This is a genomic window from Stenotrophomonas sp. 78350_Sma, assembly GCF_056482105.1.
Map to the genome: position 1 here is coordinate 1,417,465 of NZ_CM151182.1, position 19,798 is coordinate 1,437,262.

The following is a 19,798-nucleotide window of genomic DNA, read 5'->3' on the forward strand; positions in this document are numbered from 1 at the left end:
CCATGGGCTGGCGCCAGGGATTGCGGCAACGGGCACGGCAGGGCATTCCGGCCCTGCTGGAAGTGGATGCACTGCTGCAGGCACATGGCGTGCTGGCGGCCCTGCCGGGGGCACGGATCGCCCCCGGTCTGGCCCGCTTCCAGCTGGCCGCGGTGACCTGCGAGGGACTGCAGGGCAAGGGGCTGGGCTGGCTGCAGGGCGCACGGCAGGGACGCGGTGCGCTGGCGGGCAAGGTGCCTCGCTACCGGCCCTGGAAGGCCGGGGCAGAGGCGCTGGCCGAGATCGGTATCGGTGGCCTGCCCGATGACTGGCCCGCACACGCCGCGGTGTACGGCTGCAGCAGCATCGACCGGCGGCACTGGTTGCTGCTGCTGCCCGAGCGGGCGCAGTTGTGGTTGGGGTGGAATGGGTGATTCGGCTGTTCATCCACGCATGGCGTGGATCTACTGTTGTCCATGACCGATGGGACGGTATCGCCGCGCCCCTGCTGGCTAGACTCGATGGGTTGATGATCGAGCCGAAGGGCAGGGGTGCGATGTGTTGAAGTGGGGCATGCTGGCCGCAGCGCTGGCGATGGGTGGCAACGCAGGGGCGCAGCAGCGCGAGACGGTGGATCTGGACATGGTCAGCCGCATCCGCCAGGAGGCCTTCCACCGTTCGCAGGTGATGGACACTTTCAGCTATCTCACCGAGCGCATCGGCCCGCGCCTGACCAACTCGCCGGCGATGGGCCGCGCCAACGCGTGGACCCGCGGCAAGTTCAACGAATGGAAGCTGGACAACGTCCACGACGAAGCCTTCGACGACTTCGGGCGCGGCTGGGAGTTCACCTCGGCCAGCGTGGAGATGCTGGGTGACCGCGTGCAGCCGCTGCATGCACTGCCCAAGGCCTGGACGCCGGGCACCAAGGGCCCGGTTGAAGGCGAGCTGGTCCAGGTCGAGATCAAGAAGCCTGAAGACATCGAGAAGTACCGCGGCAAGCTGCGCGGCAGGATCCTGCTGCTGGGCGAGGCGCGCGAGTACAAGCGCGGCACCGAGCCCGATTCGCATCGCCACGACGCCACCTCGCTGGAGGGCCTGCAGGAATTCACCCTGCCCAAGGACAAGGACGCCACCGCCGAGCGTGCCAAGCGGGTCAAGGAGTACCAGGAACGCCAGCAGCTGGCAGCCAAGGTCAATGCGTTCTTCGTCGAAGAGGGCGCGCTGGCCTCGATCAGCATCAGCAGCTGGGATAACGGCATCATCCGGGTTGCCGGTGGTGGTTCGCGCAAGTCCGGTGAGTCAGTGGGCATCCCCGAGCTGGCGATGATCAGCGAGCACTTCAATCCGCTGGCGCGCGCGCTGGAGGCCAAGCAGACCGTGCGCCTGCGCGTGGATGTGGCCGCGCGTTTCACCGACGAGGCCGACCAGCCGGGTTACAACACGCTGGCCGAGATCCGCGGCAGCAGCAAGCCCGATGAAGTGGTGATGATCGGCGCGCACCTGGATTCCTGGCACAGCGGTACCGGTGCGGCCGACAACGCGGCCGGCGTGGCGGTGATGATGGAGGCGATGCGCATCCTCAAGGCGACCGGCGCCAAGCCCAAGCGCACCATCCGCGTGGCGCTGTGGAGTGGTGAGGAACAGGGCCTGATCGGCTCGCAGGCCTATGTGGCCAAGCACTTCGGTCGTTTCCCCGAACCCACCGACCCGGCACAGAAGGCGCTGCCCGCCTCGCTGCGCGAGCCAACCGGCGCGCTGCAGAAGACCCGCGATTACAGCAAGTTCCAGGTCTACTTCAACATGGACAACGGCTCGGGCCGTTTCCGTGGCATCTACGCGCAGGAAAACCTGGCGGCGATGCCGATCTTCGAAGCCTGGCTGGCGCCGTTCCATGACGTGGGCGCCACTACCGTGGCGACCCGCAACACCGGCAGCACCGACCACATCAGCTTCGACCGCATCGGCCTGCCGGGCTTCCAGTTCATCCAGGACCGGCTGGACTACTTCACCAACGTCCACCACAGCCACCTGGACACCTGGGACCACGCCGAACCGGAAGACCTGAAGCAGGCCGCGGCCATCGTCGCCTCGTTTGCCTACAACGCCGCAACGCGCGAGCAGTCGTTCCCGCGCAAGGTAGAACCGTAAAAGGGGACGGAGGGGATTAAGTCGTTTCTCCCCTCCGTTTCCCGGTCGCCACGCCCAGGGGCTGGGCAATCGCGACTTAATCCCCTCCGTCCCCTTTTTCCGTCGGGGGCGGAGGGCTGGTAAAATCGGGGGATTCCCGTTCCTCGAGCCGTCCATGACCTGCCGCACCCGCTTCGCCCCCAGTCCCACCGGCTACCTGCACATCGGTGGTGCCCGCACTGCGCTGTACTGTTGGCTGGAGGCCCGCCACCGTGGCGGCGAGTTCGTGCTGCGCATCGAGGACACCGACCGTGAGCGCAGCACCCAGGGCGCGATCGACGCCATCCTGGAGGCGATGGAGTGGCTGGGCCTGGACTATGACGAAGGCCCGATCTACCAGACCGACCGCGTCGCCCGTTACCTGGAAGTGGCCGAGCAGCTGGTGACCGACGGCAAGGCGTACTACGCCTACGAGACCCGCGAAGAGCTGGACGCGATGCGCGAGGCCGCCATGGCCAAGCAGGAGAAGCCGCGCTACAACGGCGCTGCGCGCGAACTGGGCCTGCCGCGCAAGGACGACCCGAACCGCGTCATCCGCTTCAAGAACCCACTGGAAGGTACGGTGGTGTTCGACGACCTGATCAAGGGCCGCATCGAGATCGCCAACAGCGAGCTGGATGACATGGTCATCTTCCGCCCGGACGGCTACCCCACCTACAACTTCGCGGTGGTGGTGGACGACTGGGACATGGGCATCACCGAGGTCATCCGCGGCGACGACCACATCAACAACACCCCGCGGCAGATCAACCTGTACGAAGGCATCGGTGCGCCGGTGCCGAAGTTCGGCCACATGCCGATGATCCTGGACGAGCAGGGCGCCAAGCTGTCCAAGCGCACCGGTGCAGCCGACGTGATGCAGTACAAGGATGCCGGCTACCTGCCGGACGCGCTGCTGAGCTACCTGGCCCGCCTGGGCTGGTCGCACGGTGACCAGGAGCTGTTCAGCCGCCAGGAGCTGATCGACCTGTTCGACGTGAAGGACTGCAACTCCAAGGCCTCGCGCCTGGACATGGCCAAGCTGGGCTGGGTCAACCAGCACTTCCTGAAGACCGAGGACGTGGCCGCGATCGTGCCGCACCTGGTCTACCAGCTGCAGAAGCTGGGCCTGGACGTGGCCGCTGGCCCCGCCCCGGAGGACGTGGTGATCGCCCTGCGTGAACGCGTGCAGACCCTGAAGGAAATGGCCGAGAAGGCCGTGGTCTGGTACCAGCCGCTGACCGAGTACGACGAAGCCGCCGTGGCCAAGCACTTCAAGGCCGGTGCCGAGGTGGCGCTGGGCAAGGCCCGCGAGCTGCTGGCCGCCCTGCCGGAATGGACGGCCGAATCGGTGGGCGTGGCCCTGCACGATGCGGCTGCGGCGCTGGAAATCGGCATGGGCAAGGTCGCCCAGCCGCTGCGCGTGGCCATCACCGGCACCCAGGTCAGTCCTGACATTTCCCATACCGTTTACCTGGCCGGCCGCGAGCAGGCCTTGAAACGCATTGATGTGGCCATCACCAAGGTAGCAACGGCCTGAGGCATCCTTGCCAGGCCCGAACCGGAGAACACGCATGCCCGCCAAGACCGCCACTGCCTGTACCGCCCCGCACCACCACGTCCACGACGCATCGGATTTCGTGGCGGTGGTCGAGCGCGTCTCGCGCGAACGCGGGCTGCGCCTGACCCCGATCCGCGCCAATGTGCTGAAGCTGATCGCCGAGGCCGGCAAGCCGGTCAAGGCCTACGAACTGCTGGAATGGGTGCGCAACGGCAAGGGCGTGGGCGCTGATGCCCCGCCCACCGTGTACCGCGCCCTGGACTTCCTGATGGCCAATGGCTTCGTGCACAAGCTGGAATCGGTGAATGCCTTCGTGGCCTGCCACCATCCCAGCAGCGCCGCGCATTCGGTGCCGTTCCTGATCTGCAACAGCTGCCACAGCGCGGTGGAACTGGAAGACCGCGAGATCGTCACCCAGCTGGAGAAGCGCGCCAAGGAGCTGGGTTTCCAGCCGCAGGCGCAGACCCTGGAAGTACACGGCCTCTGCGCGCGCTGCGCCGGCTAACGCAACGGTAGTGCCGGCCGCTGGCCGGCATTGTGGAAACGGGGTCAGATCCCTTTGCCATTGGCAAAGGGATCTGACCCCGTTTCATATCGGCGCGACAGGGCCCGCGTCCTAGTCCATCGGCTTGGAACGGGTATCCACCCGCACGATCACCGACATGCCGGGCCGCAGCTGCGCGGCCAGCTTCTGGCCTTCATCGATCGATATCCGCACCGGCAGCCGCTGCACCACCTTGGTGAAGTTGCCGCTGGCATTGTCGGGGCGCAGCACGCTGAACTCCGACCCGGTAGCCGGCGCGATCTCCTGCACGCGACCCCGCAATACCTGGCCCTGGAACGCGTCCACCGAGAACGTGGCCGGCTGGCCGATCGCCATCCCCCAGGTCTGGCCTTCCTTGTAGTTGGCCACCACCCACAGCGCATCAGGTACCAGGAACAGCAGCTGCGAACCGGCGGCGACGTACTGGCCCACGCGCACGCTGGCTTCGCTGATCTGGCCGTCGCGCGGCGCGTGGATCACCGTGTTGGCCAGATCGATGCGCGCCAGTTCCAGCTGCGCCTGCGCGCTTTCCACCTGGGCCTCCAGGCTCTTGCGCGCCACCTGGGTCGACACCAGCGTTTCCTCGGCGATGCGGATCTGCGCCTGCGACTGCTGCACGCTGGCCTGCGCCGAGGCCTGGGTGGTGCGGAACTTGTCGCGGTCGTTGATCGATACCAGCTGTTGCGCGGCCAGCTCCTCGTAGCGCTTGGTCTCATTGCGCGAGCGCTGCAGTTCGGCTTGCCCGGCTGACAACGTAGCCTGCGCGGAGGCAATCTGCGCACGGTTCTGCGCCTGCGACTGGTCGGAGTTGGCCAGTGCTGCGCGTGCGCTGTCCAGCGTTGCCTGCGCCTGGGCGACACGCTGCGCGTAGATGCGGTCATCGATGCGCAGCAGCGGCTCGCCCTCCCTTACGTGCTGGAAGTCCTTCACCAGCACTTCGGTCACGTAGCCGTTCACCTGTGGCGCCATTACGGTGATCTGTCCGCGCACATAGGCGTTGTCGGTCACCATCACGCTGCTGGTGAACGGCCACAGGTGCCAGGCGCGCAGGATCAGCGCAATGCCCAGCAGTGCCACCACTACCATCACCACCACGCTGCGTGCGCTGGGCTTGAGGTACTTCGGCGCCACGGCGGGTTCGACTGGCGTGGGCGCGGGGGCCGCGTCCGTCGGCGGCGGAGGGGAAACGTTGTCGGTGTCGTCGGGGCGGGGCGGGACGGGAGGCATGGAGGGACTCAACGGGACGCGGCCGGCGCGGCCACAGTGGGAAGGGCGGGATGGCGCTTGCGCCATTGCTTGAGCACGGCGGTGCGCAGCGAAAGCAGCAGCAACCAGCACAGGAAGCCGATGGCCAACCAGCCGCTCAGCGTGAACACATCATTGAAGCCACGCACGCTGGATTCGCGGCGCGTGGTCTGCGCCAGCTGCGCGCTGCCCTGCGCGCTGCGCAGCACCGGATCGGTGATCTGGGCGGCGTACAGCTGCTGCTGGATGCGCAGGCGTTGTGCCACCACCGGGTCGGCCGGGTCGAGCTGGCTGGTCAATGCACTGGAGTACAACTGCTCGCGATGCAGCTGGAAGGTGCCCAGCACCGCCGAGCCGGCCAGGCCGCCCAGTGTCTGCGTGATCGACAGCGTCACCAGGAAGGTGATCATGTGGTCCACGCCCTGTTTCAGCGCGGCGGAAATGCCGAGCATGATCAACGGTCCCATGAACATACCGGCACCGACCGAGGCCAGGAACTGGCTGGCGTAGAAGTCGTGTGGCCGATCCATGCTGGTGCGGTGCTGGTCGAAGAACGCGGCGGCACCCAGCAGCAGGATCGCCATCAGCAGCTGGGCGATCAGCCGCTTCGGGCCGAAGGTCAGCGATGCACCGGCGATGCCGGTGACCACGCCCGCGAGGATCACTACGAACAGCGGGCGCATCTGGTCAGGCCCCATGCCCAGCGTGCGCATCAGGTTGACCACGCCGTAGGATTGCTCGGTGGTGAGGAAGCGGATCAGGAACGCGCCGACGATGAAGTGCAGCACCGGCAGCTTCGACAGCCAACGGATCTGCAGCAGCGGATTGCGCCGGTAGTGCTCGATGATGAAGGCGGCGGTGGACAGCACGATCGAGGCAACCAATGCCCAGCCCAGCCACGGAGTGTTGAGCCACCAGCGCGTGTAACCCTGTGCCAGCACGATCACCAGCAGCGCGACGGCTGGTGCAAGCAGGGCGAACGTAAGGAAGTCCAGCGGCTCGAACGCCTTCACCTGGATGCCGGGCGGCAGCTTCAGCACCACTACGGCGGCAAACGCACACAGCGCCAGGCCGGCTTCGAAGGAATACAGCTGGTGCCACTGGCCGGTATCGACCAGGCCTGGCGACACGATCCAGGCGATCGGCACCGCCAGCTGCGAAAGGCCGACGCCGACCACCAGCAGATTGCCGGTGAACCGCCGCGGCAGCGCCTGCAGCATGTACAGCGTGCCCAGTGTCGAACAGGCCGCGCCGGCGAAGCCGCTGGCGGCGCGGGTCAGCATCGTGGTCTCGAAGCTGCCGACGAACAGGTGCAGCACCGCCAGCGCTGCGTACAGGCCGAGCCCGATCTCGGCGAACAGGCGGATGCCGTACTGCTGGCGGAACTTGAAGGCCAGCAGGTTGGCCGTGACGTTGACCATTGCATACGCGGCCACCAGCCAGCTGCCCTGGGTCGGGGTCAGTGCCAGCTGGCCCTGCAGGAACGGCAGGTTGGCGGTGACCAGCGCATTGCCAAGGCCGCCGGTGATCGCCACCAGCAGCGATACCAGTGCATAGGCCAACCGACGGTACGGTGGGTGCCAGGGCATCGAAGCCGAACCGGGCATGGTCGGCTTCTCGTGCTCCTCCCAATCCGGAACCGGCTTCAGATACGGCTGGACCATCAGCGGGCCTCGCTGGTTGCTCCCTGGAGACCCCCGCGCAGCAGCTGCAGGGCACGCCCGGCCAACTGGGCACGCTCGTCGCGGGTCTTGCCGCGCAGGGCTGCCCCCAGCATGCCCGAGATCAGTGAAATATCCGTCTTTTCCAGATCGGCCCGGCAAAGGCCGGCCGCCTTGGCGCGGGCGATCGGCTCCTCCAGCAGGTCGCGCACGGTTTCGCGTGCGGTGCGCATGGCTGGCACGTCCGAATCCACTGCGCGCCAGTAATCGGCCAGTGCCGGTGAGTCGATGATGCGCTGGGCCATGCCCTCGAACACCTCGAACAGGGCGTCGTCACGGTCGCCGAGCTGTTCGACCTGGCGCCGGATACGGTCGACCGTACGCTGCAGCAGCGCCTGGATCAGCGCGGTGCGGTCGGGGAAGTTGCGGTACAGGGTGGCGCGGCCCACCTGGGCGCGTTCGACCACCAGGTCCAGCGGGGCAGTGACGCCGTGTTGGCCGAAGACATGATCGGCGGCGTCGAGGATGAGGGCACGGCGGGCAGCGGCATCGGCACGTTGGGCGGTCATGGCTTCATTTTCGGACATTAGTGTCCGGATGGCGAGACATTGAGTGACGGGATTGTCCGGTTGTTGTCGTACGCACATCTTTGTGACGGGTGTGTGATGGTGCCGCAGCAATATGAAGAAGCCCCATGGCTCCCGGAGGATGCAGTAGATCCACGCCATGCGTGGATGAGTATCTGGAGCGGATGGGAGCTGGCTAGCGGCTCACTGATCCACCTTTCCAGTTTTCTTCCTGCTCTTGATGAAATCAATGAACCCCTTCTTATGGCCCTCAAAAACACGACGGCCGTACTTCCGGTAGTGCGGTTCAAATAGTGTGTAGGCCCCATCCAGGTCTCCGGACTCGAACTGGATGGTGGCGGCGAGTTCGTCCATGGACACGCTCGCAGCTTCGCCTTCTCCATAGATGTCTCTGGCGACCATCGCCCACTTTCTGGCCTTCTCAAACTGGGCCGTATCGCGATAGAAGACAGCCATTCCATAGGATGTAATCTGGCCGTAGTCATAAGCAGATTTCGGCTCCGGAATCATGTCCCAGCTTTCAAGGAAGCGATGCTCTGCCTCCGCAATATCGCCGGCCAGCCAAGCGGTTCTCCCGCGCTTGGCGATTGCAAGGAAGCGTTCTTCCAGTTCGGCATCGAGACTCATGGCCATGCAAATGTTTCCGCTCAGTTTGTCTGTTGGATTGACACCGGCTGAGTCTAGCCGCGCAGTAGATCGTGATGCATAGGTAGGGCGCCTGTTTCACCAGCCCATGCCATATGCGACAGAAAAGGGGGCCTTTCGGCCCCCTAAGGTAAAGCTACGACGCCGGCGCGCGCTCAGAAGAACGCGCGGATGCCGAATGCGACGCCACGGCCCGGCAGCGGCGAGTAGTCGCGCAGCAGCGAGGTATGCGGGCGCACTTCGCGGTTGGTCAGGTTGCTGCCATCCAGGAACACCTCGTAGCTGTTGCTGGCGTTGCGGTCCCAGCGGTAGGCCAGATGCGCGTCGACCAGGGTGTAGCCGTCGCTCGGTGCCTCGTTCTGGGCGACATCCTTCTGGCGGCTGTAGCGCACCGCACCGACCGAAGCGCGCCAACCGTCCTTCGACCAGCGCAGGTCGGCGCCGACACGGGCCGGGGCAATGCGCGGCAGGTAGCCGGTGTTGGCCAGCTCCACCGTGTAGTTGTGGTTGTGGTCGCCATGCGGCACGGCGATGTCCAGGTTGCGGCTGCCGCTGCCATCCAGCTTGGCCTTCACGTAGTCACCGAACAGGCGCAGATCCCAGTCACCGGCGCCGCCTTCGAACAGGTGCACCAGCGCTTCGGCCTCGGCACCGCGGAACACCGCGTCCTGCTGCGTCCAGGTACGCACCGGCAGGCCCTCGGTGATGCCGGTTTCGGCCAGGTAGATGAAGTCCTTGAACTTCGTCTGATAGACCGACGCGGAGAAGTCCAGGCGTTCGCTGTGGGTATGGATGCCCAGTTCCACGCGCTGGCCGCGCTCGGTCTTCAGGTTGCCGTCGCCGATTTCCAGCGAACGGGTGGCGATGTGCGCGCCGGCGGCATACAGCTCTTCGTTGGTCGGTGCGCGCTCGGAGCTGTCCACGCCGATGCGCAGGTCAACGGCATCGTTGAGCTTCCAGATGCCAGCGGCAGACAGGTTGGTGGCGCCGAACGTGCGACGGCGGTAGTCACCGGTCGGGTCCAGCTTGACTTGGTCGTGGCGGCCGCCCAGTTCCAGCTTGAACGGGCCGAACTGCTTTTCCTGCAGCACGAACAGGCCGATGTTCTTCGTGCCGGTATCCGGCACGAACGCCTCTTCGCCCTTGGCGCCGAAATCACTGTTGCCGAACTGCAGGCCGAAGGCGCCGTCCCATCCGCCGATCTGCTGCTGCACCGCTTCCAGGCGCGCTTCGATGCCGCGGTTGGTGAAGCGGGTCGACGGCGTGCCGGCTTCCAGCTCCACGTGTTCGTAATCGGTGTAGGCCACGCGTGCGTTGATGTTCTTCAGGAACGAGACCGGGTTGTAGATGCCGGCCTTGGTCTCGAAGCGGTTCTGCACCATGTCGATGCGCACGTCATGCTCGTCGCCGCCTTCCTCTTCGTCGCCATGGTCGTGACCGTGGTCATGGCCATGATCATCACCATCGGCGTGCACGTGCGCGCCATTGGGAATGCCATAGTTGGTGCGGTAGGTGCTGGCCGATACGCCGAAGTAGCCGCCGTCGCCCAGCCACGTTGCGCCGACGCCACCGGCGCGGGTGCGGATCGAGCTGTTGTCGAGGCGGCCGCGGCGCGGTTCTTCGCCCTCGGCCGCATCATGGTCGTGATCGTGGTCATGATGATCTTCAAGGCTGTCGATCACCGCGTAACCGGGAATGCGGTAGTCGTCGCCGTTGCGCACCAGGCCGTCCACGTGCAGGACGACGTTGCCGCTGACGCCATCGAGGCGGAACATGCCGCTGCGTTCGTTGTTCACCGAATTGCCGCGCAGCTCGGCGCGGCCGCTGAGCGGGCGCTCCGGCAGTTCGCGCGCGATGCGCCCATCGACCACATTGACCGCACCACCGATGGCGCCGCTGCCGAACAGCAGCGTCGCCGGCCCCTTCAGCACTTCGATCTGGTCGGCCAGGAACGGCTCGATGCTGGTGGCGTGGTCGGCACTGACCGTGGAGGCGTCCATGTTGCCCATGCCGTTGGACAGCACGGCCACGCGCGGGCCTTCCTGGCCGCGGATGATCGGGCGGCCGACGCCGGGGCCGAAGAAGGTGCTCTGCACGCCGGGCAGCTTGGCCACGGTATCGCCGAGGGTGCCGGCCTTCTGCTCGTCCAGGCGTTCACCGGCCAGTACCTCCACCGGGCGCGCCAGCGATTCGGCGTCGCCCTGCAGCGGCGAGGCGGTGACCTGCACCGACGACAGTTCAGTCAGGTGGCGGTCACGATGGGAATCGTCTTCGCTGGCGGCGAAGGCAACGGTCGGAAGCAGGGCGGTGAGGGCCAGGGCGAGGGAATGCGGCTTCAACCGCGGGGTACGGGCGGGCATCGGTGGGTCCTTTGTTACACTGTATCAATCGCTGGGCGCACGAATCCCGTCAGCGGGACAGGGGGGAGGGAAACCGTGCGGGTCGGGGAGGGATGTTATATTATTCCATAACGATTCGCCGACCCTGCTGGAAGTCATGTCCCTGTCCTCACGCCTGCGCCACCTGCTCGACCGTTTCGGCGCCACTGGTTCGATGCTGTGCGCGGTGCATTGCGCGGTGATTCCGGTGCTGCTGGCCGCAGCGCCTTCGTTGGGCCTGTCGTTCTGGCTGAGCGACGGCGTGGAACAGGCGCTTGTGGTGTTCGTGACCCTGCTGGGGCTGTTTAGCCTGGTCTGGGGCTACCGTCGCCACGGCGCGCTGCGTGCGCTGGGCTTCCTGATTCCCGGCCTGGTCGCATTGTGGGCCGGCGTGCTGTACGACCCGTTGCACCACAATGCGGTGCCGCACGCGGTGGTGATGACCGTCGGCGGCCTGCTGGTGGGTGTGGCCCATCTGGTCAACCTGCGCCTCAACCACGGTCACGTGCACGACGCCAGCTGCGCGCACTAGGCGCTCCGTGATAGGATTTTCGATCGTGCGCGGGGGCGCCCAGCAAGGCGGCCCCGCCGAACCCGTGTCAGTACGGGGTAACCAGATTTCACATTTGAGGAGTTGAAGACATGGGTAAGGGTGACCGCAAGACCGCCAAGGGCAAGCGCTACAACGCCAGCTACGGCAACGCCCGTTCGCACACCGCGAGCAAGGTCGCCGTAGGCGCCGCTGCTCCGGTTGCCAAGAAGACCGTGGCCAAGGCTCCGGCGAAGAAGGCTGTGGCGAAGAAGGCCGTCGCCAAGGCCTGATCCGGCCGAACGACCGGTTCAAGGAAAAACGCGGCGCCTGGCGCCGCGTTTTTTTATGCGTGTCGTCCTGGCCGCCGCGTTCGCCGGGCATGGCCCGGCGCTACCCACATTGGCGCGGTAACGCCGGGCCATGCCCGACAGAGACATTCGATCAGCGCAGGGTCTTCTTCAGCGTTTCCGGATTGCCGTCGTTCGGCGCGGCCGGCACCTGCAGCAGGTGGGCCAGCAGCGGGTAGACGTCGACATTGTCGAAGCCATCGATCACCAGGCCTTGGCGGAACGACGGGCCACCGGCCACGAACACCGCACGCATGGACGGCAGCGCGTTGTCGTAGCCATGAGAACCCCGGTCCTGCTTGGCGCGCTTGGCGATCTTTTCGCGGTGCAGTGCATCCCAGCCTTCATCCATGGCGCAGACGATGGCCGGGACCCGCGGGTGCGTGCCGTAGTGCCAGCGCGGTGGCAGGTTTTCCTTCTTCCAGCATTCGTAATGCGCATGGCGGCCGAGCAGGGCGCGCTCGGCCTCTGCTTCGCGGCCTGCGACCGGCGCGAAACCCACCGACTGGCCCTGGCTGACATTGCGCGCGATGGCCGGATCGGCCATCGATTCGGTCGCGATCACGTGGCCATCGGCCACGCTGGCCATGCCATGGTCAGACACCACGATGACGTTGGTGGTCGCAGCCAGGCCGCGCTGCTGCAGTCCGTCGAGCACCTGGCCGACGATCTGGTCGGCGCGCACGATGGCGTCGGCGTACTGCTTCGACTCGGGGCCGTAGTTGTGACCGGCCTTGTCCACGTGTTCCATGTACAGCGTGGTGAGGCGCGGTGCATCAGCATCGGTCTGGGCCAGCCAGTCGAGCACGATGCCGGCGCGCTGCTCCAGCGGTTCCTTGCCGTCGTAGATGCGCCACTGGCTCGGGCGCACGCCGCGGATTTCCGATTCACTGCCCGGCCACGACGTGGTGGCCGAGCGGACGCCGGCGTTCTCGGCGCCGACCCAGATCGGTTCGCCGCCCCACCAGGCACTGGTGGTGACGGCCTCGCGGTTGCTCAGTTCGAAACGGCCCAGGGTTGCATCGTCCATGCTGTTGTTGACGATGCCGTGGTGGTCCGGACGCAGGCCGGTGACGATGGTGTAATGGTTGGGGAAAGTCAGCGACGGATAGGACGGCGTCATCCAGCGCGCACGTACGCCTCCGTCGATCAGTCGCTGCAGGTTCGGAGTGAGCCCACGGTCCAGTGCATCGGCGCGTAGGCCATCGATGGAGATCAACAGCAGCTTGGGCGGCGCAGCCGAAGCGACGGGTGTGGGAACGGAGGCGGAAGGGGCGGGCGCGGTGGTGCAGGCGGCCAATGGCAGCAGCAGCGCCAGCGCGCAGGTCAGGCGTACGGAAGTCATCGCAACATCATAAGCGGCGGCAATGACGCGCCCAAGACACGGCGCGCTGTCGCGCGCCGTGTCCGCGCATTTTTCCTTATCCCCGCGCCTGTCGGCGCGCCCCCTTCAACAAGAAGGGGGCTTTTCTCCAGACATATTCCTGATGCTTCCATCCACGCATGGCGTGGATCTACCGTGTTGACCAAGGTCGACACCTACCAACAGTTGCGCAGTGCACCACCCCGACAGATCGCAGGAATCTGTCGAAGGCGTGGTGGGGCCGGTTGCGGTGGTGTCCGCGGCATGGATGCCGCGGCCAAGCCCCCATGGACGGGTTTACGGCGTCCCCCGCAACCGGCCCACCACGCCATGCCTCGGAATGCTGCTGTTGCTTCGGCCGTTGCGGTTGCCTCTGCGGGTGCCGGGCGGCGCCCGGCCAGCCCTCTCAGGCGAACAGCGGGGCCTGGCGTTGTTCCAGCCGCAGCAGCGCGGCCTTGGTTTCCAGGCCGCCGCCGAATCCGGTGAGCGCGCCATTGCTGCCGATCACGCGATGGCAGGGCAGGATGATCGGCAGCGGGTTGCGGCCGTTCGCGGCGCCGACCGCGCGGGTCGCACTGGGCTGGCCGAGGTGCTGCGCCAGCTGCAGGTAGCTCCAGGTCTGGCCGAATGGGATCAGCGCCAGCGCCTGCCACACCCGCAGCTGGAACGGCGTGCCGCGTGGCGCCAGTTCAAGGTCGAAGCTGCTGCGTTCGCCGTGCAGGAACTGCAGCAGCTGTTCGCGCGCTTCCGGCAGCGCATCCGGTGCGTAGTGCCAGTCATCGCGTCCGCGTGCCGGATGGCGGTTTTCGGGGAAAAGCACATGTGACAGGCCACGTTCGTCACCGGCGATGGTCAGCACACCGATCGGGCTGTCGAAACGATCGAACAACAGGGTCATGTCGGTTCTCCAACGAAGGTTCCGGACAGGTGCCACAGGTGCAGCACGGCATAGGCGCGCCACGGGCGCCAGGGTTGCGAGCGTGCTTCGGTCGCGCGTTCGCTCAGGCGCTGGCCCTGCGCGTGGCCGAGGACCTGCTGCAGCACCAGGTCACCGGCCGGGAATGCATCGGGCTGGCCGAGTCCGCGCAGGGCGATGTACTGTGCGGTCCACGGGCCGATGCCGGGCAGTGCAACGCAGCGCGCAACAAACTCCTCCAGAGCCTGCCCGGGTTCGAAGTCCAGCTGGCCACTGGCACACGCAGCGGCCAGCGCACGCACGGTTGAGGCTCGGCTGCGCGGCAGTCCGATCGATTCCAGCGGCGCCTCGGCCAGTACCTCTGGTGCCGGAAACTGGCGATCGAACTCGGACGGCATGCCCGGCAGATGCGCACCGTACGCATCCACCAGACGCCGCGCAAAGGTAGTGGCGGCGGCGACGCTGACCTGTTGGCCGAGCACGGCGCGTACGCCGACCTCGAAGCCATCCCAGCCGCCCGGAACGCGCAGGCCTGGGCGTTCGGCGATGCCGCGCGCCAGCAGTGGTTCTTCGCCGAGGGCTGCGTGGACCTGCTGCAGATCGGCATCGAGGTCGAACACGCGACGCACACGGCGCACGATGTCGGGGATCAGGCGCGGGTCGACCGCACCCAGCTGCAGACGCAGTTCCGGGCGCTTCGGGTCGGCAGTGACGCGCAGCAGGGTGGGGCGCTCCGGCGTGCCGAGCACGCGCTGGTAGCTGTCGTCGCCGATCAGTTCGATGCCGGGCAGGCTGCGCTTGCGCAGGAAGGCCAGCATGCGCGGGAAATCCAAAGGTGGGCGGTACACCAGGCGCAGCACCAGGCCGCCGTCATCGGCTGCCAACGGTTGATGCTGGCGGCGCAGCGCGGTCGGCGCCATGCCGCAGCCCTGCAGGAACGCGGTATTGAAACGTCGCAGGCTGTTGTAGCCGGCGGCCAGCGCGACGTCGGTCACCGGCAGGGTGGTTTCGGTCAGCAGCTGTTTGGCCAGCAGCAGGCGGTGGGTGGCATGGATCTGCCCGGGTGTGGCGCCGAGATGTTCGACGAACAGGCGCTGCAGCTGGCGCGCGCTGAGTCCAATCTTCTGCGCCAGGTCCGCTACCGGTTGCTCCTGCAGGAAGCCGCCGTGGATGATGGCCAGGGCGCGCTGTACGGTCTGCCCGGCGAGGGCCTGCTGGGCCTGTGGCGCCAGTTCCGGGCGGCAGCGCAGGCAGGGGCGGTAGCCGGCAGCGGCGGCCGCGGCCGCGGTCGGGTAGTAGGTGATGTTGCGTGGCTTCGGCGGTGGCGCCGGGCAGACAGGGCGGCAGTAGATGCCGGTGCTGCGCACGGCGGTGAAGAACACGCCGTCGAAGCGTGCGTCGCGGGCCAGGCGGGCGCGGTCGCAGGCGGCGGTGTCGAGGGCGAGGGCGGTGTCCATGGCGCCAGTCTAGGCGTGTGCGGGTAGGGATACTCGCCACATTCGGACATGGATGCTGAAGGGGGTCAGGCCGGGCTGCGCCCGGCACCCGCGGTAGTGCCGGCCGCTGGCCGGCAACAGCAACAGCAACAGCAGAAGCGGGATTCCTGTGGGATGGCGTGGTGGGTCCGGTGGCAGGGGACGCCGTGAACCCCCGGGCCGGCCCAGCCGCTGGCGGCTGGGCGTTCGGGCGCTTGCGAAGCAGTGCTTCGCAAGCAAAGCGCCCTCACCCATGGGGGCTCGATGGCGCCATCCATGGCGCCAACGGTCCTGCCAGCCCACATCGCCCACCTCTGTCAGTTGGTCGCTGCAGTTGGTGGGTGCCGACCGTTGGTCGGCACGCTTTGCTGTTGGTAGGTGTCGACCTTGGTCGACACGCTTTCCCAAGGGTCAGAAGGGGTTCAGTGCCACGCGCTGAATGCGCGCCCCGGACGGGTAGACTGTGGCTCTTGCTCCCATGAATCCCGGTTGCCCGATGTCCGCCAAATTCCGCTGGTTGCCCCTGTTGTGCCTGGCCCTGGCGGGCTGCAGTCAGCTGGAAAATCCAGGCAATGTGACCGCTGCCGACAAGGCAGCGCGGGCGCCGGCCAGCGATGGCGAGAACATGGTGTCGATCAATGCCGCCGATGCGCCGCCGCCGCCGGCGCCGCCGCGCAGCCGGGCGGATCGGCCGTGGCCACAGGCGCAGCTGGAGAATGGCCGCGCCTGGGTCAGCTGCAGCACGGAATATGCTGGCGATGCCGGCGACGGCGTCGAGCTGGAGGGCCTGCAGCGCGAGCAGATCACCCAGGCCCTGGCGCCGTGCGCCGAACGTGGCCTGATGCGCGTGCGCTACGCCGGCAAGATCAATCCGGGCTTCGCCGAAATGATGTGGCGGTTGGCCGTGGTCGCTGACGATCAGAAGATCCACAAGCGCATCCTCGATCTGGATTCCAGCGGCGGCCAGGTGGAATCGGCGATCGTCGCCGGTGACAGCATCGGTGAATCCGGCTGGACCATCTGGGTGCGCGAAGGCTCGATCTGCCACAGCGCCTGCGTGTTCGTGCTGGCCGCCGGTGACAACCGCCTGCTGTCGGGCAAGGTCGGCATCCACCGCATGATGCGCATCAGTTCCAAGGCCACCTCGCGCGCGGAACTCAACCGCGAGCTGCACGAGGTCTACGACAACGTGAAGGACTACCTGCAGCGCAACGGCGTGGCGGTGGGCGTGGCCGACCTGATGATGACTGTGCCCAATCGCAGCCTGCGCCTGCTGACGCCGGACGAGCTGCGTCAGTACGGCCTGGATGGCACCAATGCGGTGCAGGACGATCTGGAACGGATCAAGCAGATGCGCGCCTGTGGCGATGACTTCGTGCAGCGCAAGGACGCGTTCCTGATCGCCTTCGACCAGCAGTGCAAGCGCGAAGGCGCCGACATGGAATCGATCAACAGCTGCGGCCAGGCACTGAAGCAGCGCTTCGGCTTCCCGGATGCGGTGTGCCCGGAAGAAAGCCCGCTGTCGGAGATCGATGTGGCAACGCTGCCACCGGCACCGTCGGAGCCGCCGCCGGTGGCCGAACAGGCGCCGGCAGACACCGGCACGCCCGCCGCGCAGGCCGATGCCGCAGCGGTGGAAGGCAGCGCCAACGCGCGCTGACGGACAGCTCACCGTGCTGGCGTAGACTGCGGTTCTTTCCCGAGAACCGGCGGTGTTCATGAAACGCGTGCTCCTGCTGCTGTCCCTGATGCCCATGCTCGCGTTGGCGCAGACGCCTGCGCCCGCCACGCCCGCCCCGGCGCCCGCGCGCCCGGCACCGGCCTCGCCGTCGGCTGCAAAACCGGCCACCGCCGGTGCTCCGGCGTTGACCGCCGCGCAGCAGGCACAGGTGCAGAAACAGGATGCGGAAATGGGTGCGGCCGCAGTGAAGGCGGCGCAGCTGGTTGATGCCAATCGCGCCGGCGAGTTGTGGGATGGCGCTTCGGCCGTCGCGCGCCGTGCAGTACCGAAGGCCGCTTTCGTCAGCCAATTGACCGCCGAGCGCACGCGTCTGGGTGCGCTGGCCGGGCGTGGCCAGCCGACCATCACCCGGGTCAAGTACAGCGCCGGTGCCGCGGTGCCGGAAGGGCTGTACATCAACGTCAGCTTCCCGACCCGTTTCGCCAACAGCGCACAGCCGGTGCGCGAACTGGTCTCGTTCCGTTTCGACGAGGACCAGGTGTGGCGCCTGGCCGGATACAGCCTGCGTGCGTCGGCACCCTGAGGAGATGAATGATGGCAACTGAACTGACAATGCTGGCCTGGTCGATCGTGCTCGGCTTCGTCTACATCTTCGCTACCTCCACCGTGGTCACCCGCGAGCGCGGGATGAAGTGGAATGCCTCGGCACGCGATGGCGAAGCGAAGCCGCTCAGCCCACTGGCCGGTCGCCTGCAACGTGCGCAGGCCAACTTCCTGGAGACGTTCCCGTTCTTCGCCGCCGCCGCCATCGCAGTGGTGGTGGCCGGTCGCGGCAACGACACCACGACGTTGGCCGCGCAGGCCTACTTCTGGGCGCGCGTGGTCTACCTGCCGCTGTATGCCGCAGGCGTGCCCTATGTGCGCAGCCTGGTGTGGGCGGTGTCGCTGCTGTCGATCCTGGCGCTGGTGTTCGCGTTGTTGTGACCCGGGCCTGATCCAGATCAAGGCCGGTCAGGTGCGTGGCGCTATGCTGGCCCGGACTGAATCAACGGCAGGAGGCGCGCATGCGCAGGATGGACGTGGTGGTGGTCGGCGCCGGACCGGCGGGTCTGTGCTTCGCGCGTGCGCTGGCCGGCAGCGGGCTGCAGGTCGGGCTGGTCGAAGTGCAGCCGCGCCAGGCGCTGGCCGAGGCCGCCTTCGATGGCCGCGAGATCGCGTTGACCCATGCCTCACGGCAGAGCATGGAGCAGCTGGGGCTGTGGCAGCGCCTGCCGCAGGCCGAAGTCGCTGAGCTGCGCGATGCCAGGGTGATGAACGGCGGCTCGCCGTTCGCGCTGACCTTCGCCAGCAGCCAGGTTGACGGCCAGCCGCTGGGCTGGCTGGTACCCAATCATCTGATCCGCCGTGCTGCATGGGATGCCGTGCAGGGGCAGGACGGCCTGGAACTGTTCGACGGGCGCAAGGTGCTGGGCGTGCAGGCCGATGCGCAGGGCCACGTGGTCAAACTTGATGACGGCAGCCAACTTCATGCGCGGCTGCTGGTGGCCGCTGACAGTCGCTTCTCCGCCACCCGCCGCATGCTTGGCATCGGTGCGCAGATGCGTGACTTCGGCAAGTCGATGCTGGTGTGCCGCATGCAGGTCGAGCGCGACCATCACCACACTGCCTGGGAATGGTTCGGCTACGGCCGCACGATGGCGTTGCTGCCGCTCAACGAGGGCCAGGCATCGGCGGTGATCACGCTGCCGCCGCGGCAGATCGAGGAGCTGCTGGCGATGGATGAGGTGGCCTTTGGCGACGCCGTCAGTGCTTGCTTCGAACACCGCCTTGGCCGGATGCAGCCGGTGGCCACGCCGCAGGCGTATCCGCTGGTCGGTGTGTACGCGCACCGTTTTGTCGGCGAGCGTTCGGCGCTGATCGGCGATGCCGCCGTCGGCATGCACCCGGTCACCGCGCATGGCTTCAACCGGGGCCTGGCCAGCGCGCAGCGGCTGGCGCAGGGTATCGTCGCACAGCAGCGCCGCGGTGCCGACATCGCCGCCGCCGGCATGCTGGCCAGCTACCAGCGCGGTCATCGGCTGGCGTCGCGGCCTCTGTACGAGGCCACCAACGCGATCGCCAGCCTGTACACCGACGATCGCCGTCCGGCGCGCCTGCTGCGGGCGGCGGGCCTGCGCCTGGCGCAGGGCGTGGCACCGTTCAGGCAACTGATTGCCTCGCACCTGACCCAGCGCGTGGCCTGAACAGCTTCAGATCAGCCGGCGGCCAGCACCCGGATCTGGCTGTCGGCGAATTCGACCACCTGGCCTGCGCGGATCTTGCAGGCCTTGCGCAGTTCGACTTCGCCGTCGACCCGCACCTGGCCGTCGCTGATGACCATCTTGGCCTCGCCGCCACTGGTGACCAGGTCGGCCAGCTTGAGCAGCTGCTTGAGTTCGACGTAGTCGCCGTCGAGGTCGAATTCGAGAATCTGCATGGAGCGGGGTTCCTGGAAAGAGGGCGCGGGCCAGCGGCCGGGCCGGGAAGAGGGCGCGTATTGTGCGCCAGCGCGGGGCATGACGGCACGCGCACGGAAAGCTGTACGCCTCGTTCAGGATCAATGCGGTATCATTCCGCTCTGAGCGAGTGAAATCTCCTCCGACCGAGCAGCGCCAGGGCACGCGATAAGAAGGGCGCCCAAAGCGCGGACCATCACCTTTTTATCGCACTGCCAGG

At 67.0% G+C, this 19,798-nt stretch carries 19 protein-coding genes; 10 read left to right on the plus strand and 9 right to left on the minus strand.

Annotation, left to right across the window (positions count from 1 at the left end; all coding sequences use genetic code 11):
• Nucleotides 1–2 precede the first annotated feature (2 nt).
• The 4 genes from ACZK4H_RS06530 (at nt 3) to ACZK4H_RS06545 (ending at nt 4,214) form a co-directional block, all read left to right on the plus strand.
• The gene (locus ACZK4H_RS06530; RefSeq protein WP_099554748.1) at nt 3–413 is read left to right on the plus strand and encodes a hypothetical protein; all 411 of its coding nucleotides are present in this window, start codon (nt 3–5) and stop codon (nt 411–413) included.
• A gap of 139 nt (nt 414–552) precedes the next feature.
• Nucleotides 553–2,130: a M20/M25/M40 family metallo-hydrolase gene (locus tag ACZK4H_RS06535; RefSeq protein ID WP_099554751.1), complete on the plus strand. Its 1,578-nt coding sequence runs from the start codon at nt 553–555 to the stop codon at nt 2,128–2,130.
• A 154-nt stretch (nt 2,131–2,284) separates the two neighbouring features.
• Nucleotides 2,285–3,688 carry a glutamate--tRNA ligase gene (gltX, locus tag ACZK4H_RS06540; protein ID WP_099554753.1) on the plus strand — a complete coding sequence of 468 codons (1,404 nt, stop codon included), beginning with the start codon at nt 2,285–2,287 and terminating at the stop codon, nt 3,686–3,688.
• Nucleotides 3,689–3,722: 34 nt separating this feature from the next.
• A complete protein-coding gene (locus ACZK4H_RS06545; RefSeq protein ID WP_004150412.1) occupies nt 3,723–4,214 on the plus strand; it encodes a Fur family transcriptional regulator in 492 nt (163 codons plus the stop codon).
• A 111-nt stretch (nt 4,215–4,325) separates the two neighbouring features.
• Here the strand turns inward: ACZK4H_RS06545 and ACZK4H_RS06550 are convergent, their stop codons facing one another.
• The 5 genes from ACZK4H_RS06550 to ACZK4H_RS06570 all read right to left on the minus strand — a co-directional run bounded on the left by ACZK4H_RS06550 (nt 4,326) and on the right by ACZK4H_RS06570 (nt 10,751).
• Nucleotides 4,326–5,480, minus strand: coding sequence for an HlyD family secretion protein (locus ACZK4H_RS06550; protein ID WP_197577825.1), 1,155 nt, complete (start codon nt 5,478–5,480; stop codon nt 4,326–4,328).
• 8 nt (nt 5,481–5,488) lie between these two features.
• Nucleotides 5,489–7,162, minus strand: a complete 1,674-nt coding sequence (locus ACZK4H_RS06555) for an MFS transporter (RefSeq protein WP_478473063.1) — start codon at nt 7,160–7,162, stop codon at nt 5,489–5,491.
• Complete coding sequence (locus ACZK4H_RS06560; protein WP_099551380.1) at nt 7,162–7,728, minus strand: TetR/AcrR family transcriptional regulator; 567 nt, start codon at nt 7,726–7,728, stop codon at nt 7,162–7,164. Before ACZK4H_RS06560 ends, ACZK4H_RS06555 begins: the two co-directional genes overlap by 1 nt.
• A 201-nt stretch (nt 7,729–7,929) precedes the next feature.
• Nucleotides 7,930–8,379: a hypothetical protein gene (locus tag ACZK4H_RS06565; protein WP_099551379.1), complete on the minus strand. Its 450-nt coding sequence runs from the start codon at nt 8,377–8,379 to the stop codon at nt 7,930–7,932.
• Between the two features lie 167 nt (nt 8,380–8,546).
• Nucleotides 8,547–10,751: a TonB-dependent receptor gene (locus tag ACZK4H_RS06570; RefSeq protein ID WP_099551378.1), complete on the minus strand. Its 2,205-nt coding sequence runs from the start codon at nt 10,749–10,751 to the stop codon at nt 8,547–8,549.
• Nucleotides 10,752–10,887: 136 nt separating this feature from the next.
• Here ACZK4H_RS06570 and ACZK4H_RS06575 point away from each other — a divergent pair, with 136 nt between their 5' ends.
• A complete protein-coding gene (locus ACZK4H_RS06575; RefSeq protein ID WP_019338435.1) occupies nt 10,888–11,301 on the plus strand; it encodes a MerC domain-containing protein in 414 nt (137 codons plus the stop codon).
• A 110-nt stretch (nt 11,302–11,411) separates the two neighbouring features.
• Complete coding sequence (locus tag ACZK4H_RS06580; protein ID WP_004150462.1) at nt 11,412–11,591, plus strand: 30S ribosomal protein THX; 180 nt, start codon at nt 11,412–11,414, stop codon at nt 11,589–11,591.
• 151 nt (nt 11,592–11,742) lie between these two features.
• Here the strand turns inward: ACZK4H_RS06580 and ACZK4H_RS06585 are convergent, their stop codons facing one another.
• The 3 genes from ACZK4H_RS06585 to ACZK4H_RS06595 all read right to left on the minus strand — a co-directional run bounded on the left by ACZK4H_RS06585 (nt 11,743) and on the right by ACZK4H_RS06595 (nt 15,384).
• Nucleotides 11,743–12,993, minus strand: coding sequence for an alkaline phosphatase family protein (locus ACZK4H_RS06585; protein WP_099551377.1), 1,251 nt, complete (start codon nt 12,991–12,993; stop codon nt 11,743–11,745).
• 424 nt (nt 12,994–13,417) lie between these two features.
• Complete coding sequence (locus ACZK4H_RS06590) at nt 13,418–13,909, minus strand: methylated-DNA--[protein]-cysteine S-methyltransferase (RefSeq protein WP_012510484.1); 492 nt, start codon at nt 13,907–13,909, stop codon at nt 13,418–13,420.
• A complete protein-coding gene (locus ACZK4H_RS06595; RefSeq protein WP_099551376.1) occupies nt 13,906–15,384 on the minus strand; it encodes a DNA-3-methyladenine glycosylase 2 family protein in 1,479 nt (492 codons plus the stop codon). The genes ACZK4H_RS06590 and ACZK4H_RS06595 overlap by 4 nt, the downstream gene beginning before the upstream one ends.
• A 514-nt stretch (nt 15,385–15,898) precedes the next feature.
• Between ACZK4H_RS06595 and ACZK4H_RS06600 the strand changes: the two genes are divergently transcribed.
• The 4 genes from ACZK4H_RS06600 (at nt 15,899) to ubiM (ending at nt 19,326) form a co-directional block, all read left to right on the plus strand.
• Nucleotides 15,899–17,062 carry a COG3904 family protein gene (locus tag ACZK4H_RS06600; RefSeq protein ID WP_099551375.1) on the plus strand — a complete coding sequence of 388 codons (1,164 nt, stop codon included), beginning with the start codon at nt 15,899–15,901 and terminating at the stop codon, nt 17,060–17,062.
• Nucleotides 17,063–17,120: 58 nt separating this feature from the next.
• Complete coding sequence (locus ACZK4H_RS06605) at nt 17,121–17,666, plus strand: DUF4019 domain-containing protein (RefSeq protein ID WP_099551374.1); 546 nt, start codon at nt 17,121–17,123, stop codon at nt 17,664–17,666.
• A gap of 11 nt (nt 17,667–17,677) precedes the next feature.
• Nucleotides 17,678–18,067, plus strand: a complete 390-nt coding sequence (locus tag ACZK4H_RS06610; protein WP_099551384.1) for an MAPEG family protein — start codon at nt 17,678–17,680, stop codon at nt 18,065–18,067.
• A gap of 80 nt (nt 18,068–18,147) precedes the next feature.
• The gene (gene ubiM / locus ACZK4H_RS06615) at nt 18,148–19,326 is read left to right on the plus strand and encodes a 5-demethoxyubiquinol-8 5-hydroxylase UbiM (RefSeq protein WP_099551373.1); all 1,179 of its coding nucleotides are present in this window, start codon (nt 18,148–18,150) and stop codon (nt 19,324–19,326) included.
• Between the two features lie 11 nt (nt 19,327–19,337).
• Here ubiM and ACZK4H_RS06620 read toward each other — a convergent pair whose 3' ends face one another.
• Complete coding sequence (locus ACZK4H_RS06620) at nt 19,338–19,559, minus strand: RNA-binding S4 domain-containing protein (protein ID WP_012479588.1); 222 nt, start codon at nt 19,557–19,559, stop codon at nt 19,338–19,340.
• Nucleotides 19,560–19,798: the final 239 nt, after the last annotated feature.